Source organism: Devriesea agamarum, from assembly GCF_900070355.1.
Taxonomy (GTDB): domain Bacteria; phylum Actinomycetota; class Actinomycetes; order Actinomycetales; family Dermabacteraceae; genus Devriesea; species Devriesea agamarum.
In genome coordinates, this window is the sequence record NZ_LN849456.1 from 2,898,215 (window position 1) to 2,914,188 (window position 15,974).

Genomic DNA, 15,974 nt, shown 5'->3' on the forward strand with positions numbered 1-15,974 from the left:
GTTCTTCCAAGGAGTCTTTATGACGATTGAGCAGACTGGACAGACTTCTAAGCTGCCAGATCTCGCCCATGATTCGCTTCCTGTGCTATGGCTCTGCGGGGCCCCGGGAGCGGGCAAGTCGACAGTTGCTTGGGAGTTGTTCATAAAGCATGCAAATGAGCAGGTTGCGTATGTAGACATCGATCAGCTGAAGATATTTGCTCCGGGCTCTGGAGAGTCTTTCGCGCTAGCCATAATGAATTTCGGCACGCTCGTCGATATCCACCGTGAACTTGGAACACAGGCCTTGATTGTGTCAGGTGTCATCGACCCTGAGCAGATGTCGTTCCTTGAGGCCGGGATCAGTGGCAGAGCTAATGTGACTTGGTGTCTAGTCGATGCTGACGACGCTAGACTCCGCTGTCGTATTCGAGAGCGGGACTGGCCGGAGCAGCTGGTTGACCTGGTGATCGCCGAAGCTCGCGCATGGCGCGGCATGCGCCACATCGCGAGAGTAGATACCACTTCCACGACTCCCGCAGAGGCCGGGAAAGACGTCGAAGGGCTCATTGCTCTGCGACCCGCTACTGGGCCCGAGTCATGTCTGCGGCGTGGTGCAATGGGTAGCAGTGACCTCGTCGTCATTTATGGACCGCGAGCGGTGGGCAAGTCTACGATCTCCTGGGGCTTATTTGAGAACTGTGTCAACCGAGGTGAGCCGACCGGATACTTGGATGCAGATCAGCTCGGATTCATCCACGCCGATGAGGTGATTCGTGATCGGCTGATTTGTCTCGCCGTCGTATCCATTGCGCAGAATTTCAGGAAAGCTGGCGCTACCTGCACCATAGTCAACGGCAATCTATCGTGGAACCTGATCGCGACTTTAGAAGACAATCAAACAATGCTGGTGTATCTGGATGCATCCCATGAGGTGCTCGTCGAACGCATAGCGGCTCGGAACGCTGGTGATTATGCCCGTCTGGCAGGTGATGACCTAAGCGGTGCCTCCGATGAGACTCGCGCAATGGTGCTCGAGCAAGCTCAACGACAACGCGAAGAATACGCTAGGGCTGCCGCGTCTGCTCACAGAATCAACGTCACCACTACTGACACCAACGCCCACGTGGGGGCTCTCATCGGACTGCTCTTGGGCCCCCGAGCTCGCCCATAGCTGGCCTCCCACAGGAGGCGTCGACCACGGCGTCTGCCTGCTGGGTGATCATCGCAGGGTGTCTGGGAACGGCAAGAATACGCTGACTCGTATCCTCGCCGACCGCCCTGGTGACCCATCCGTAGCCGTGGTTCGCCGCTGGCGGGTCGCATGCCTGAATGGGTACCACATCAAAGCCGCTGTCAGTGTCCTGGTGACCGGCTCACGTTAGCCCGTCCCCTGCAGAAGAAGCCATGTAATGATTACATTTGGTGCAAGGGTGCAAGGGTGCAAGGGTGCAAGGGTGCAAGGTGTTGGTTGCGGTACCTTGGATTATTTCTGGATTGGGTCTCGTGATTGTTGCGACACGCGAGGGGCGTAGGTTGTTGCACCTGCATGATGCCCGCCCTAGCGTCAAAAGAAGAGATGAGCGCACTAAACTATGAACCTCAAGTCGAGGTTTAGGGTTTGAGGCGGATGGCATTCCAGCCCCTCATCAGTATGAATACGTCGAAGAGCAAGGAAAGCGCCGTGGCAGGAGCCCAGAACTACCTCGCAGTCATCAAGGTTGTCGGCATCGGTGGCGGTGGTGTCAACGCTGTAAACCGAATGATTGAGTCCGGTTTGAAAGGCGTCGAGTTCATCGCTATTAACACCGATGCACAGGCTCTTCTGATGTCGGACGCCGACGTGAAGCTCGACGTTGGTAAGGAAATCACTCGAGGGCTGGGCGCAGGCGCCGACCCAGAAGTTGGGCGCAAAGCCGCAGAGGACCACGCCGAGGAAATCGAAGAGGTCCTCCGCGGCGCCGACATGGTGTTCGTTACCGCAGGTGAGGGCGGAGGAACCGGCACCGGTGGCGCCCCCGTGGTAGCCAAGATCGCCCGCAGCCTCGGCGCTCTGACTATCGGCGTAGTCACCCGGCCCTTCACCTTTGAAGGTCGCCGCCGTTCCACCCAGGCTGAATCGGGCATCGCCGCCCTGCAGTCTGAGGTCGACACCCTCATCGTGATCCCGAACGATCGTTTGCTGTCAATCGCCGACAAGCAGGTTTCCATGCTGGACGCCTTCAAGAGCGCTGACCAGGTGCTCTTGTCTGGTGTTCAGGGCATAACCGATCTGATCACGACCCCCGGCCTGATCAACCTCGACTTCGCCGACGTGAAGTCCGTGATGCAGGGCGCAGGAAGCGCCCTGATGGGGATCGGTTCCTCGCGCGGAGACGACCGTGCGCTGCAGGCCGCTGAACTTGCCGTGTCCAGCCCGCTGCTGGAAGCCAGCATCGACGGCGCTTACGGCGTGCTGCTGTCCATCCAGGGCGGCAGTGATCTCGGCCTGTACGAGGTATCCGAGGCGGCACGTCTGGTGCAGGAAGCTGCTCACCCCGATGCCAACATCATTTTCGGTGCGGTGATCGACGACGCCCTTGGAGACGAGGTGCGAGTGACTGTGATCGCCGCCGGATTCGAGGCCGGAGGTCCGACCCGGCGCGAAGAGGTGCGGGTGCTCCCCACCCGTGCACAGCCTGCCCAGACGACACCCCAGGTGTCCGCTCCAGCGCCTGTGTCTCCCGCTGGCCGTCACGAAGACCGTCCAGCTGCCACGCAGTGGGGTGCTGCTCAGCAGACGTTCCATCCCTCTCAGCCCGCCCCCGCGGCTCCCGCAGGGGAGACGCAGCCGGTCAACGCGGTGCCTGCCGAGGGTGAGGCATTCGAGACGGACAACCAGCAGGCGGATCCGGCACCGGTTGCCCCGCCGCGCGTACCCCACATTGACGAACCCCGCCGCGGACGAGACGACGATCTCGACATCCCCGATTTCCTCAAGTGATGGCCGAGGTCTCCCGGGGTATTCGTCCCGCTCATCTCGGCCACGCTCCGGGAGACCCGACCCGCAGTTTCTTCACCACCCGATACGGTGGCGTCTCCTGCACGCCGTTTGATAGCGCGAATCTGGCCTTCCATGTGGGTGATCAGCCAGATCAGGTGAAGGTGAACCGGGATCGGCTGCGGATGTTCTGCCAGAAGCCGGTGCTGTTTGTTGACCAAGTGCATTCAGCTGATGTCTACACCGTGCCCGAGGACATTAACCTTCCAGACCTACTCGCCAGGCCCCCGGTCCACGCTGATGCGATAGTGACCCAGCGGCGCGATATCGCGATTGCGGTGATGGTGGCCGACTGTGTTCCCGTGATCATGCGCGATGACGTGAACGGAGTGATCGGGGTAGCGCACGCTGGGCGCCCCGGACTACTCGCCGGTGTGCTGCAAGCCTGTGTCGCAGCCATGCAGGCCTACGGAGCAGACCCGGTTGCCATGGTGGCCGCCGTCGGGCCGTCTGTATGCGGACGATGCTACGAAGTGCCAGCCGATATGCGCGAGATGGCCTGCCAGATCCTGCCGGAGTGTTGGGCTGAAACCTCGTGGAACACTCCGGCTCTGGACCTTCGCGCCGGAGCCCGCTCTGTTCTTCGGTCCCTCGGGCTGAGCGCTGAGAGCATCGATATGGCCCACCCCTGCACGATGGAAGATGACAGGTTTTTCTCCTACCGCAGAGACGGACGGACTGGCCGCTTCGCAGGGGTCGCGGTGCGATGAGTACCGGTATATGGGCACAAAGGCGTCCCAGTTTGTCCCGATCGGATGATCTGTTCGCGAAATTCCCAACAGAGCTGGCGACACGCCGGGTGAAAATGTGCGGTAGGGCTCGTGGTCAGGTACGTTCTGGACAAGGACCGTACTGCACTCCCGTGCTTCCCCAAGTCAACGACGCGTCCGATGTAACGACGAACAGGGAGACCTCACAATGGCCGGCGCACTGCGCAAGACGATGGTTTACCTCGGTTTGGCCGAGGACGACGACAGGTACTACGAGCAGCCTCAAACCAGTGAGCCGCATGCGGTCTCTCCAAGGGCCCAGGAGGTCCGACACGACCAGGAGGAGCGGGAGGCACACGTGACGCCAATCCGGAATCGACAGAATATAGCGCCGGTCCAGATGGCCAGCATCCACGACACAGCTATGCAGCGCATCACTACAATCCATCCGCGCTCGTATAACGACGCCAAAGCGATTGGCGAGTCCTTTAGGGACGGCGTGCCGGTGATTATGAACCTGTCCGATATGGATGACGCCGACGCGAAGCGGATGGTGGACTTCTCTGCGGGTCTGGTGTTCGGGTTGCGCGGCGCTATTGAGCGTGTCACCAACAAAGTTTTCCTCCTCTCGCCAGAACACGTCCAGATTGAGGGCGATGGCAGTGGCGAGGAGAGCAGCTTCTACAACCAGAGCTGATCAGACACCATGCAGCTGATTGTAGGCATCGCATATTTGGCGGTGCTGCTCTACATGATTGCGCTCATCACGAGGTTGGTTCTGGAATGGATTCAGGCCTATGCCCGGGACTTTAGGCCGCGTGGATTAGTGCTGATCCTGTTTGAGGTGGTCTACACCGTGACCGATCCGCCGGTTTCCCTGGCCAGGCGCTTAATTCCGCCGCTCCGGTTTGGGGGCATTGCGCTGGATCTAGGCCTCTTTATCGTGCTGATCCTGTGCTCCGTGATCCTTTCTATTCTCGGAGCGTTGGTGTCATGACCAGCAAAGATAACCAGCTGGCTAGGTTGTGTTCCGAGAACTGTTTCAGCTGCGCCGACATTTCGACTACGCTGATCTATGTACCGTCCATAAGGACGGCCAAGTACCGTCCATAAGGACGGCCAGTCATGATCCGATCCACGAGAAGGTGACCCCATGGCCCTGATGCCCGAGGACCTGCTGAATAAGCGGTTCACCCCGGTGCGTTTCACCGAAGGCTACGACATGGACGAGGTCGATGAGTACCTCGATAACGACGTCATGCCTCGCCTCCAGGAGCTCATCGACGAAAACGATCGTCTGACCAAGGACCTCGAACTGGCGAAGCAGCGCATCGCTGAACTCGAGTCCCGGATCGACGCTCCCGTGGGAGCTGAGGTTCGCCCCGAGTTCCGCCCTGTCGAGGAGCCGGCGGTCACCGCCGCTGTCGAAGAAACCCCGAAGGCTCCAGCTGCACGCGACGAGGCACCGGTACCCAGCGACACGACCTCCGCCATCGCTCAGATGGGCGCAGATGGCGCCGACCGGTCTGCCACCGGCATCATTGCCCTGGCTCAGCGTCTGCACGACGAGTACGTCAAGAACGGCGAGGACGAGCGCGATCGCCTCATTGCCGAGGCTCGGATCGAGCACCGTCGGATCATCGGCGAAGCGGAAGAGAAGTCTCGCGCCACGCTCGAGCAGCTTGAACAGCGCAAGATCGGGCTGGAGAAGAGCATCGAGCAGCTTCGCACCTTCGAGCGCGACTACCGCAACCGGCTGCGCAACTACCTCGAGAGCCAGCTGCGCGACCTCGAGACCAGCGAGACCCAGGACAAGCAGGCGACCTTCGGCCTGTGACCCAGAAATCGCCCGACGCGGCGGATTCCGAGCGCACCTCGTTCGGCGTCCGCCGCGTCGTATTACGTTGCATTCTTCCGGCAGTTATGGTCGCAGTGTTTGTGCTGCTGATCGACCAATGGACGAAGTCGTTAGCTCTGACCCACCTCGCTGAGCTCGAGCCCTATCCCGTCATACCCGGAATCTTGAACTTCACCCTGCTGTTTAATTCGGGGGCAGCGTGGAGCCTGGGTGCGAACGCCACCCCCGTGGTCACACTCGTGCAGGTGCTCATTTCGTTGATCGCGGTGTGGTTCTTAATCGCCAAAGTGCGTTCCACCGGGTGGGCCATTGCACTGGGTCTGCTTCTGGGCGGTGCCTGCGGCAACCTTTACGACCGCCTTTTGCGTCCTCCAGGTTTTGGTCGAGGGCACGTCGTGGACTTCCTGCAACTGCCTCACTGGCCGGTCTTTAATGTCGCCGACATGTCTGTTGTGTTCGCCGCCATCTCGATTGTTGTGTTCAGCCTGATCGGGATAGGCCCGTCTAACCCCCACCGCCACAGCCCGTCGCCGCAGGCGGAGGAGTCACCGCATGACTGATTCGCGAATGTTGTATGTCCCCGATGGGCTGGCTGGGGAGAGAGTGGATGTGGGACTCTCGCGCCTTCTGGGCATGTCGCGCTCACGGGTTGCTGACATGGTGGAACAGGGCGATGTTCTGCTTGATGGAAAGTGTCCCGCCAGATCAGAACGCCTCACCGCCGGGGCACTGCTAGCCGTCGAAATCCCTGCGGAGCGCCCCGGCCCCATGGTGCGGGCCGAAGTGGTTGAAGGGATGGGAATCGTCCACGAAGACGACGACATCGTGGTGGTGGATAAACCCGTTGGAGTGGCAGCGCACCCCAGCGTCGGTTGGACCGGCCCCACCGTGCTTGGGCATCTGGCCGCAATCGGTGTGGGTGTGGCCACCTCGGGAGCCAGTGAGCGTCAGGGCATCGTGCAACGCCTGGACGTGGGCACCAGCGGCCTGATGGTTGTCGCGAAATCAGAAATCGCGTACTCGGTGCTGAAGGATGCCTTCCGCAAACGAACCGTCTCCAAGACGTACCACGCCGTATGCCAAGGCCATCCTGACCCGCTCTCAGGCACGATCGACGCCCCGATAGGCCGCAGCCCCAACCATGACTACAAATACGCTGTCATGCGCAATGGAAAGCCGTCTATCACGCATTACGAAGTGCTGGAAATGTTTCGCGCTGCGTCATTGCTTGAGATACATCTTGAGACGGGTCGAACCCACCAGATTCGGGTCCACATGTCGGCTATGCGTCATCCGCTGGTCGGTGACCCTCTGTACGGAAGTGATCCGACACTGGCCGACCGTCTGGGATTGATCCGGCAATGGTTGCATGCAAAGGACCTGTCTTTTGAACACCCCACCTCGCGCCGGATGGTGACCTACACCTCGGCGTATCCGGAGGATCTGCGCATCGCTTTGGAGAAGCTGCGCGCTGTTTAGTGAGAAGCCGGGCTGTTTGGGGAGAAACTGCACTGTCTAGTGAGAAACTGTGCAGCCTGGCGGAAAACTGCGCGGTGCTTAAGTGCCCAGCCGATCACCGGCGCCGGATGTCAACTCGCGCCGATGGCTTCCAGGTCAGGCCGACGGGACCCAGGCGTGATTGGTGCGACCCTCCCGCCGTGCCCGCGAGAGATTCAAGCTCGCTAGGCTGTACCGCATGGCCGCCGCATCAGACTTTGTCCATCTGCATGTCCACACCGACTACTCGCTCCTGGATGGAGCCGCCAAGATCGACAAGCTCATCGCGGAAGCGTCCAAGCAGGGTCAACGCTCGATAGCGATCACCGACCACGGATATGTCTTTGGCGCCTACGAGTTCTACAACACGGCCAAAGCGGCGGGCATTAAACCAATTATCGGCGTGGAAGCCTATGTGACCCCGGGTACTTCTCGGCACGACCGTACGCGCGTGCAGTGGGGAACCAAAGAACAGCAAGCGGCGGGCGATGACGTCTCTGCGCGGGGTGCCTACACCCACCTCACCCTGCTGTCGCGCACCACCGAAGGCATGCACAATCTGTTCCGGCTCGCATCGGCGGCATCCCTCGACGGACAGATGGGCAAGTGGCCCCGGATGGACCGGGAAATCCTCGCGAAATTTGCCCCGGGGCTGATCGCCTCCACGGGCTGCCCCTCGGGGGAGGTGCAGACTCGTCTACGTCTGGGGCAGTGGGATGAGGCGGTCAAAGCCGCGGCTGACTACCAGGACATATTCGGTAAGGAAAACTACTTCGTTGAGCTGATGGATCACGGCCTAGAGATCGAAACTCGGGTTACCAAACAGCTGCTGGAACTATCCAAGACCATCGGCGCACCCCTTATCGCGACCAACGACCTTCACTACGTGACCGAGGGCGACGCACCAATCCAGGACGCCATGCTGTGCATCAACTCCGGCTCGACCTTCGATGCTCCGGGGCGGTTTAAGTTCGACGGGTCTGGCTACTACCTGAAGTCCGCACAGGAAATGCGGACCCTGTTCAAAGAACTGCCGGAGGCTTGCGACAACACGCTGAAAGTCGCCGAAATGTGCGACGTGCACTTCACAACCACCTCTGACGGTGCGAACTTTATGCCGGTGTTTCCCTGTCCACCCGGGGAAGACGAGCATTCCTGGTTTATTAAAGAGGTGCAGCGGGGCCTCGAATATAGATTCCCGCAGGGCATCCCGGATGAGGTGCAAGAACGGGCGAATTTCGAGGTGTCCGTGATTACCCAGATGGGCTTTCCCGGATACTTCCTGGTGGTGGCGGACTTCATTAACTGGGCGAAGGACCACGACATTCGCGTGGGCCCCGGTCGCGGATCTGGGGCAGGGTCCATGGTCGCCTATGCCATGCGTATTACCGACTTGAACCCGATCGACCACGGGTTGCTGTTCGAGAGGTTCCTGAATCCCGACCGTATTTCCATGCCGGACTTCGACGTTGACTTCGACGATCGTCGTCGCGGTGAGGTGCTGGAATACGTGACGAAGAAGTACGGAGATGACCGGGTCGCCCAGCTCATTACGTACGGCGTCATGAAAACGAAGAACTCGTTGAAAGATGCGGCCCGAGTGCTGGGGTACCCGTATGCGTTGGGCGATAAAATCACTAAGGCGCTGCCGCCGTCGGTCATGGGCAAAGACATTCCGATCAACGGGATTTTTGACACCGCTCATAAGCGCTACGCGGAGGCCGAGGAATTTCGCAAACTGCACGCCGAGGATCCGGATGTCCAGAAGGTTGTGGAGATTGCCAAAGGGGTTGAGGGGCTGACTCGAGGATGGGGCGTGCACGCCTGTGGTGTGATCATGTCCAGTGTTCCGCTGACGGATGTTATTCCGATTATGCGGCGTCCCTCGGACGGTCAGATCATCACCCAGTTTGAATACTCGACCTGCGAAACCCTCGGTCTGCTGAAAATGGACTTCCTGGGGCTTCGTAACCTGACCGTCATTTCCGATGCCCTGGAGAATATTCAAACCAACGGGAAAACCCCGCCGGACTTAGAGACTCTCGGCACCGACGATCCGGCATCTTACGAACTGCTTTCACGCGGGGACACCTTGGGTGTGTTCCAGCTGGACGGTAGCGGAATGCGGACGCTGCTGCGGCAGATGAAGCCAGACAACTTCGAGGACATCTCGGCTGTCAGCGCTCTGTATCGTCCTGGTCCGATGGGCGCGAACTCTCACACTAACTATGCGCTGCGCAAGAACGGCTTGCAGGAGATCACCCCGATTCACCCCGAGCTGGAAGAGCCGCTGGCAGAGATTCTTGGCACCACCTACGGGTTGATTGTGTACCAAGAGCAGGTAATGCAGATTGCGCAGAAGGTGGCGGGATTCAGCCTCGGACAGGCAGATATTCTTCGCCGCGCGATGGGCAAGAAGAAAAAGGCGGAACTGGATAAGCAGTTCGCTGGGTTCCGGCAGGGAATGCTCGACAACGGGTTCTCCGATGCGTGCGTGAATACGCTGTGGGAGATCCTGGTTCCGTTCTCTGACTATGCGTTCAATAAGTCGCACTCTGCCGCGTACGGCCTGGTGTCCTACTGGACCGCATACCTGAAGGCAAACTTCCCGACCGAATACATGGCGGCCCTGCTCACGTCGACCCAGGAAAATCGCGACCGGTTGGGACTGTACCTCGGTGAGTGCCGCCATCTTGGGATTACCGTGCTGCCTCCGGATGTCAATGAGTCCGGCATGCACTTTTCCGCGGTGGGGGCGGATATTCGCTTTGGTCTATCGGCTATTCGTAACGTGGGCGCCAACGTGGTCGACGCGATTATCCAGGCTCGGGAAGAGAAAGGAGCGTTCACCTCGTTTAGGGACTTCTTGAAGAAAGTTCCACTGGTGGTGTGCAATAAACGCACCGTCGAGTCCCTCATTAAGGGCGGGGCTTTCGACTCTCTGGGGGAAAACCGCCGCACGCTCACGCTGCACCATGAAATGGCTGTGGATGAGTACGTGGGCGTGAAGAAGATGGAGAGCCACGGTCAGTTTGATCTGTTCGGCGGAGCCTTGGATGCCGGAACCGATGCCAGTTCCGAGTTGGAAGATCGTCCCTACCCGGAGGTACCGGAATGGGACCGGAAAGAAAAACTCGCGTTTGAACGCACCATGCTCGGCCTGTATGTGTCAGACCATCCGCTATCCGGGCTTGAACATGTGATCGCGCAGAACTCGTCCTGCTCGATTTCCAAGCTGTCCGATCCTGAAGCGGTCTCGGACGGCGCCATGGTCACCATCGCTGGTCTGATCACCGGGCTTCAGCGCAAGACCACGAAAACTGGCAATATGTGGGCGATTGCCACGGTGGAAGACCTCGAAGGAACGGTTGACTGCCTGCTGTTTCCATCGACCTATCAAACCGTTGCTACGGAACTAGCCGAAGATCTCATCGTCTCGATGAAGGGCCGGATCGACCTGTCTAAAGGCATGGCCGAGATGCGGGTGATGGAGATGACCATCCCGGAGATCACCGGTGGATCGGAAGGGCCTGTGGTGATTACGGTCCCGGCGATGCGCTGCACCGAAAAGCTTGCCGATGAATTGAGAAACATTTTGAGTGTGCACCCGGGGATGAGCGAGGTGCGGATGAAGCTCACGGAACCGGGCCGAACCACCGTTATGCAACTGGACAACAGACTGTCTGTGCAGCCCTCCGCGGCGCTGTATGCATCGTTGAAGGCGTTACTCGGGCCAGCTTGCCTCGGCTAAAGCGGTAACGGGGCGGGTAGTGGGATGAGCTATCGGCTGAGGCAGGCAGTCACAGCTCGAAACGTGCACCGGCAGGTTATACGCGTAGCGCGGTCCGCTCTAGGTGAGCGAACCGCGCCAAGGTTTACTGCGATGTGCGCCGCTGCGGCATGTTCGTGCGTGTTGCCGTATTGCTGCGCCGCCGTGTCAGCCTGTCACTGTCACTGTCACTGTCACTGTCACTGTCACTGTCACTGCGCCAGCGTGTCGGCACCTCAGCGCCGTCCACACCTCAGCAGGTCATCGCGTGGGCCTCAGGTCGGATCAACCATCGACGAAGTCGTGGCCGACTAATCGTCGTGCTGACCTCGTTGAGTCTCCCGGCGGTGGGTCTGCCGGTGCCGAGGCAAGGTATCCGATGCCGACGACTCGGAGATGGGATGGTCACTGACCACGCTGTTGTCCCCGTTTGCATGCTGTCCAGCGGATGCGAGATCGGGGCTGCCTGCCTGAACGGTTGCGCCCTGAAGCTCAGCGCCCTCAACGCGAGCTATGGGGCCGGAGGCCGTTTTCGGGTGCGAGTGATCGGGATGTGACCCGTCAGGATGCGTGCCGTCAGGGTGCGAGGGCTCAGGGTGAGATGAGGAATGGCGTCCAAACCCTCGGGTATCAGCGCGGTGCGCGTGAACGGTGCGATTGACCGGCTCCGCAGTGGCCAGGGCCGCGAGTCCTTCGCCGATCGGCTCGGTCTGCTCACGCAAAGCTGCGGCAGCCGAGGTGGTGCGCAGTTCGATCTTCGGCAGGAACAGCAGCACAATGAACCCGATCAGGGCCACCCCGGCGGCTACGAAGAACACGTGGTCCATGGAGGTGGCGAACCCAACCTCGAAGGGGTGGGCGAGGGCCGCGGGCATCCGGGTGAGAACTGCCGAGTCCTTGCTGATCGCGTCCAGTCCACTGGCATGGTGGGCGGGGTCGAGCAGGGCCTGAACGATATCCCACTGGGATGGATCGGTGGTGCGCAGATTGGTGTCGGTCGCAACCTGGCGGAGAGCCTGGCTGAACGACGGGGTGTGGGCCGCAGTGACCAGGGCATCTTTCATAGACCCGGCAACGGTGGAGAACAGAACCGAGAGGAAGACTGCCACACCGGCGGTGCCGCCCATCTGACGGAAGAAGGTTGCCGAGCTGGTGGCGACCCCAATTTCCTGGGGTGCAGCTACCGACTGCACAATCAGGGTCAACGGCTGCATACAAAGGCCCAGGCCAAGACCGATGATCGGGGTCATCAGCAGAACATGCCAGAGCTGGGTGTCAGCGGTGATCGTGGACAGTAGCACCAGTCCGGTCGTCAGCAGCAGGGTGCCAATGAGCGGGAAGATGCGGATCGCGCCGGTCTTTGAAATCAGCTGACCGGAGATGATCGAGGAGAACATCATTCCGACCACCATCGGCAGCATCATCAGGCCGGAATCCATGGGGTCGGCGCCGTGCACGATCTGGAAGTACAGCGGCAGCATGGTCATTGCGCCGAACATGGCGAAACCGATGATCAGAGAGGCGACGATGGTGACGCTGATGGAGCGCAAGCGGAACAGGCGCAGAGGAATCAGAGCGTTTTCTCCGGCCCTCCATTCGGAGAGGATGAACAGGATGATGCCGATACCGCCGATCACGAATGCGGCGATGGAACGGGTGGAGTCCCAGCCCCAGGTGCGTCCTTGCTCGGCTACGACCAAGAGCGGAACCAGAGCGATGATGATGGAGGCAGCGCCCCACCAGTCAATTGTGCGCTGCTGGCGGACATGGTGCAGGCGTAGGGTGCGGCTGACCACGATGAGGGCGAGGATGCCGATTGGCACATTGACCAGGAAGACCCAGCGCCAGCCGGTGACCCCAAGGATTGAGGATTGTCCGGCGAAGAAGCCGCCGATGACCGGTCCGAGCACGCTGGAGGTGCCGAAGACGGCGAGGAAGTACCCCTGGTATTTGGCGCGTTCACGAGGTGCGACGATGTCGCCGATGATTGCCAGGGCGAGCGAGAAGAGGCCACCGGCGCCAATACCTTGGATGGCGCGGAATGCGGCGAGCATGTACATGGAGCTCGCAATGGTGCACAACAGCGAGCCGACGATGAAGACCGCGATGGCGAAGAGGAAGAATCCTTTGCGACCGTAAATGTCGCTCAGTTTCCCATACAGCGGGGTGGCGATGGTGGAGGTGATGAGGTAGGCGGTGGTAACCCACGCCTGAATATCGAGCCCGTGGAGGTCGTCGGCGATGGTTCGGATCGCCGTGGTGACGATGGTCTGGTCCAGCGAGGCCAGAAACATTCCGAGTAGTAACCCAACAAGGATCGTGAGAACCTGCCGGTGGCTTAATTCGCCGGGCGCGGTGTTCGGAGGATCTTTGGGGGAGGGCCTGGTACTCGTCATAGTCGTGCTCATACGTTCTCCGTCTGGTGATGCGTGTCCTCGCTGGCGAGGACGATTTCGGGAAGGTGGGGGAGGCTATCGGTGAGGCCGTCGGCTAGTCGTCCCAGCAGGGATGCTAACTGCGCGATATCGGCCTCGGGCCATCCGCCCATCAGGTGGTTCAAAAGGCGTTCGCGGCGCAAGGTCCAGGTACTGAGCAGGTGGCGGCCGTCCTCGGTGAGATCGAGAAGCCTGGCTCGGTGGTCGTCCGGGTCGCGGACTTTTTGGACGAGGCCGTCAGTTTCGAGCCTCGCGACATGGCGACAGACTGTCGAGATGTCGGTGTGGGTGATGTCCGCCAGAGTTGTCAGCCGTTTGGGACCGTTGTTCAGGGCGAACAGGATGGGGTAGTGGGTTTGGTCGGAGGCTGCGCCGGATTCGACGAACCTGTGTTTGACGGCGGACATGAGGCGGGCCATTCGGAGGAGTTGATGCCCGACCTGCGAGGCGTCAGAGATCTCACCCATGCCCTAAGTCCTTCCCACTATGTCCAGTTGTAGCCGATGAGGCAACTTTGTGCCGCATTTGCGGTGTGTCGTTGTGACATCACCATCATGCAATAATTGGTTGGTGCATGCAACTATTTGTTGGGGGCTTATGTCGGCTACCTGGCTATCTCGCGGGGTGATCGCCGACCCGACACCCTCCCAACTCGGCGCCTAAACTAGAGCTATGACCTATCTTCGACGCCATGACGTGCGCGGACGCCAACTCACGGTCCGTGAACTCCTTACCCTCGTACCACGCCCTGCCGTCGATGTTCATTCCGTCACGCCCGCCGTGCGCGAGATCGTCCAGGACGTCGCCGCCAGGGGAGCGGTGGCCGTGAGCGACTGGTCACAACGACTAGACGGAGTACGCCCACCCTCGTTGCGGGTACCCCAAGAAGCCATAGCCGAGGCAGAACGAAACCTCGATCCCGCCGTGCGCCAAGCCCTCATGACCGCAATCGAACGCGTCAAAGCCGTGGACTCCCAGCAACGACGCCAGGACGACGTGGTCGAGGTGATCCCCGGCGGAGTCGTACGCCAACGATGGGTGCCGGTGCGCCGAGTCGGACTCTACGTTCCCGGCGGACGCGCGGTGCTGCCCAGCAGTGTCGTCATGAACGCCGTCCCAGCCCTCGTCGCCGGAGTTAAACAGCTCGCCCTGGCCTCCCCGCCGCAAAAGGAACACGGCGGCCTGCCACACCCCACCGTCTTAGCGGCCTGCGCACTCCTAGGCATTGACGAGGTCTACGCCGCAGGCGGAGCCCAAGCCATCGCGCTCTTCGCCTACGGCTCCACCGGACGCACCGCAGGTTTCGCCGATCCCGATGCCCCAATAAATGGGACCGACCCCGCCGGTGCCGCCGATGCCATGGATACGACAGCCCCAGTAAACGCGGCAGGCCCCGTAAACGCGACGGCCCCGGTGGATGCGGCAGACTCGCTATATGCGACCGACCAGGTTGACCCCGTGGACCTGGTCACCGGCCCCGGTAACGTCTACGTTGCAGCAGCAAAACGCCTCGTCAACGGCACGGTCGGAATCGATGCCGAAGCTGGGCCCACCGAAATAGCTATCCTCGCCGATGACAGCGCCGATCCCACCGCCGTTGCAGCCGACCTCATCTCCCAGGCCGAACACGATGTGCTCGCCGGCAGTGTGCTCGTGACCGACAGCGACGAACTCTTGACCGCCGTCGAAAAACAGCTCGCGATCCAGGTGCCGCAAGCCCGCCACCACAGCCGCATCGACGAAGCGCTCCGCGGACCCCAGTCAGGTGTCGTCATGGTGGACGATATCGACCAAGGCCTCGCCGTCGTCGATGCATACGGTGCTGAACACCTCGAAATCATGACCCGCAACGCCGCCGAGGTGGCTAGCCGCGTCACCAATGCGGGAGCTATTTTCGTGGGCCCCTATGCGCCGGTCAGCCTCGGTGATTACGCAGCTGGTTCCAACCACGTGCTGCCCACCGGAGGAACCTCACGACACAGCGGAGGACTCGGCGTACAGACCTTCCTGCGCGGAATCCACGTGGTCGAATACAGCAAAGAAGCGCTGGCTGCCTCCCGTGAAGCAGTCCTCACCCTCTCCACGGCAGAAGACCTTCCCGCCCATGGCCGCGCGGTCACCATCCGGTTGGAGGATGAAAGCTCACCCAGCAAAGGCTGACAGTGTGATCATTGGCGGTTAGGCGCTGACGAGGCGACGAATAATAAAAGCCGCCCCGAGACTAAACCGCCACCGCGCGACTAAAACGCCCCGCTGAGGCTACACGCCGCCGCGCAGCCAAAACCGCGTTGTTAAGAAGCCGCGTTCGCCCGGGACCGGCGCATCACCAGCAGGGCAATAAGACGCCACCCCAGCAGGAAGATCGCCAGAGTGATCGAGGTGACCACCACGAAACCGGTTGCCGTCCCCAAACCGATCAGCGTTCGCAACGCCATCGCCCCCACCACCGTGATCGCCCACAGAAGAACACCGTGCGGCCATATCCGCACCGGGTGATGCCAAGAGCGCAACGCAAGGTGGCCGAGTAACAGCGCCGCCAAGAACGGCCACGCGGTCAAAAGGACCAGGGACATCGACAAAGGTTCACCGTGCTGGGCACGGCCGATAGTGGCAAACACCACCACCAGGATGATGTCGAGAGCAAGAGCCAGGGCCGGGAGTTTCACGCCCCACACCCTACGCCAGA

13 protein-coding genes are annotated in these 15,974 nt (G+C 60.7%); 10 read left to right on the forward strand and 3 right to left on the reverse strand.

Translation table 11 applies throughout. The features are described from left to right. The first annotated feature begins 19 nt into the window (after window positions 1-19). The 9 genes from BN1724_RS12160 (at window position 20) to dnaE (ending at window position 10,835) form a co-directional block, all read left to right on the forward strand. Window positions 20-1,153: a hypothetical protein gene (locus tag BN1724_RS12160; RefSeq protein WP_058235575.1), complete on the forward strand. Its 1,134-nt coding sequence runs from the start codon at window positions 20-22 to the stop codon at window positions 1,151-1,153. Window positions 1,154-1,663: 510 nt separating this feature from the next. After that, on the forward strand, window positions 1,664-2,962 hold the full coding sequence (gene ftsZ / locus BN1724_RS12165; RefSeq protein WP_058235576.1) for a cell division protein FtsZ: 1,299 nt from the start codon (window positions 1,664-1,666) through the stop codon (window positions 2,960-2,962). Beyond that, window positions 2,962-3,729: a peptidoglycan editing factor PgeF gene (pgeF, locus tag BN1724_RS12170; RefSeq protein WP_084253046.1), complete on the forward strand. Its 768-nt coding sequence runs from the start codon at window positions 2,962-2,964 to the stop codon at window positions 3,727-3,729. The genes ftsZ and pgeF overlap by 1 nt, the downstream gene beginning before the upstream one ends. A gap of 208 nt (window positions 3,730-3,937) precedes the next feature. Further along, window positions 3,938-4,426: a cell division protein SepF gene (locus BN1724_RS12175; RefSeq protein ID WP_058235577.1), complete on the forward strand. Its 489-nt coding sequence runs from the start codon at window positions 3,938-3,940 to the stop codon at window positions 4,424-4,426. A 9-nt stretch (window positions 4,427-4,435) separates the two neighbouring features. Beyond that, entirely contained in the window at window positions 4,436-4,726 is a 291-nt protein-coding gene (locus tag BN1724_RS12180; protein ID WP_058235578.1) for a YggT family protein, read from the forward strand. 156 nt (window positions 4,727-4,882) lie between these two features. Beyond that, window positions 4,883-5,566 (forward strand): DivIVA domain-containing protein, encoded by a 684-nt coding sequence (locus BN1724_RS12185; RefSeq protein WP_058235579.1) that lies wholly within the window; start codon window positions 4,883-4,885, stop codon window positions 5,564-5,566. Next, window positions 5,563-6,147 (forward strand): signal peptidase II, encoded by a 585-nt coding sequence (lspA, locus tag BN1724_RS12190; protein ID WP_058235580.1) that lies wholly within the window; start codon window positions 5,563-5,565, stop codon window positions 6,145-6,147. Before BN1724_RS12185 ends, lspA begins: the two co-directional genes overlap by 4 nt. After that, window positions 6,140-7,066 carry an RluA family pseudouridine synthase gene (locus BN1724_RS12195; protein WP_058235581.1) on the forward strand — a complete coding sequence of 309 codons (927 nt, stop codon included), beginning with the start codon at window positions 6,140-6,142 and terminating at the stop codon, window positions 7,064-7,066. The genes lspA and BN1724_RS12195 overlap by 8 nt, the downstream gene beginning before the upstream one ends. Before the next feature lie 217 nt (window positions 7,067-7,283). Beyond that, window positions 7,284-10,835 carry a DNA polymerase III subunit alpha gene (dnaE, locus tag BN1724_RS12200; protein ID WP_058235582.1) on the forward strand — a complete coding sequence of 1,184 codons (3,552 nt, stop codon included), beginning with the start codon at window positions 7,284-7,286 and terminating at the stop codon, window positions 10,833-10,835. Window positions 10,836-11,164: 329 nt separating this feature from the next. Here the strand turns inward: dnaE and BN1724_RS12205 are convergent, their stop codons facing one another. Both BN1724_RS12205 and BN1724_RS12210 read right to left on the reverse strand, forming a co-directional pair. Then, a complete protein-coding gene (locus BN1724_RS12205; RefSeq protein ID WP_231928251.1) occupies window positions 11,165-13,261 on the reverse strand; it encodes an MDR family MFS transporter in 2,097 nt (698 codons plus the stop codon). Next, entirely contained in the window at window positions 13,258-13,755 is a 498-nt protein-coding gene (locus BN1724_RS12210; protein WP_058235583.1) for a MarR family winged helix-turn-helix transcriptional regulator, read from the reverse strand. The genes BN1724_RS12205 and BN1724_RS12210 overlap by 4 nt, the downstream gene beginning before the upstream one ends. A 205-nt stretch (window positions 13,756-13,960) precedes the next feature. Here BN1724_RS12210 and hisD point away from each other — a divergent pair, with 205 nt between their 5' ends. Further along, complete coding sequence (gene hisD / locus BN1724_RS12215; protein WP_058235584.1) at window positions 13,961-15,448, forward strand: histidinol dehydrogenase; 1,488 nt, start codon at window positions 13,961-13,963, stop codon at window positions 15,446-15,448. Window positions 15,449-15,579: 131 nt separating this feature from the next. Here hisD and BN1724_RS12220 read toward each other — a convergent pair whose 3' ends face one another. Beyond that, entirely contained in the window at window positions 15,580-15,954 is a 375-nt protein-coding gene (locus tag BN1724_RS12220) for a DUF3054 domain-containing protein (protein WP_058235585.1), read from the reverse strand. Between the last annotated feature and the right edge of the window lie 20 nt (window positions 15,955-15,974).

Coding starts and splice junctions, on each gene's coding strand:
- BN1724_RS12205 (WP_231928251.1), bottom strand. CDS start 13,261: ATGAGCACGACTATGACGAGTACCAGGCCCTCCCCCAAAGATCCTCCG.
- BN1724_RS12210 (WP_058235583.1), bottom strand. CDS start 13,755: ATGGGTGAGATCTCTGACGCCTCGCAGGTCGGGCATCAACTCCTCCGA.
- BN1724_RS12195 (WP_058235581.1), top strand. CDS start 6,140: ATGACTGATTCGCGAATGTTGTATGTCCCCGATGGGCTGGCTGGGGAG.
- BN1724_RS12185 (WP_058235579.1), top strand. CDS start 4,883: ATGGCCCTGATGCCCGAGGACCTGCTGAATAAGCGGTTCACCCCGGTG.
- hisD (WP_058235584.1), top strand. CDS start 13,961: ATGACCTATCTTCGACGCCATGACGTGCGCGGACGCCAACTCACGGTC.
- BN1724_RS12175 (WP_058235577.1), top strand. CDS start 3,938: ATGGCCGGCGCACTGCGCAAGACGATGGTTTACCTCGGTTTGGCCGAG.
- dnaE (WP_058235582.1), top strand. CDS start 7,284: ATGGCCGCCGCATCAGACTTTGTCCATCTGCATGTCCACACCGACTAC.
- BN1724_RS12160 (WP_058235575.1), top strand. CDS start 20: ATGACGATTGAGCAGACTGGACAGACTTCTAAGCTGCCAGATCTCGCC.
- BN1724_RS12180 (WP_058235578.1), top strand. CDS start 4,436: ATGCAGCTGATTGTAGGCATCGCATATTTGGCGGTGCTGCTCTACATG.
- pgeF (WP_084253046.1), top strand. CDS start 2,962: ATGGCCGAGGTCTCCCGGGGTATTCGTCCCGCTCATCTCGGCCACGCT.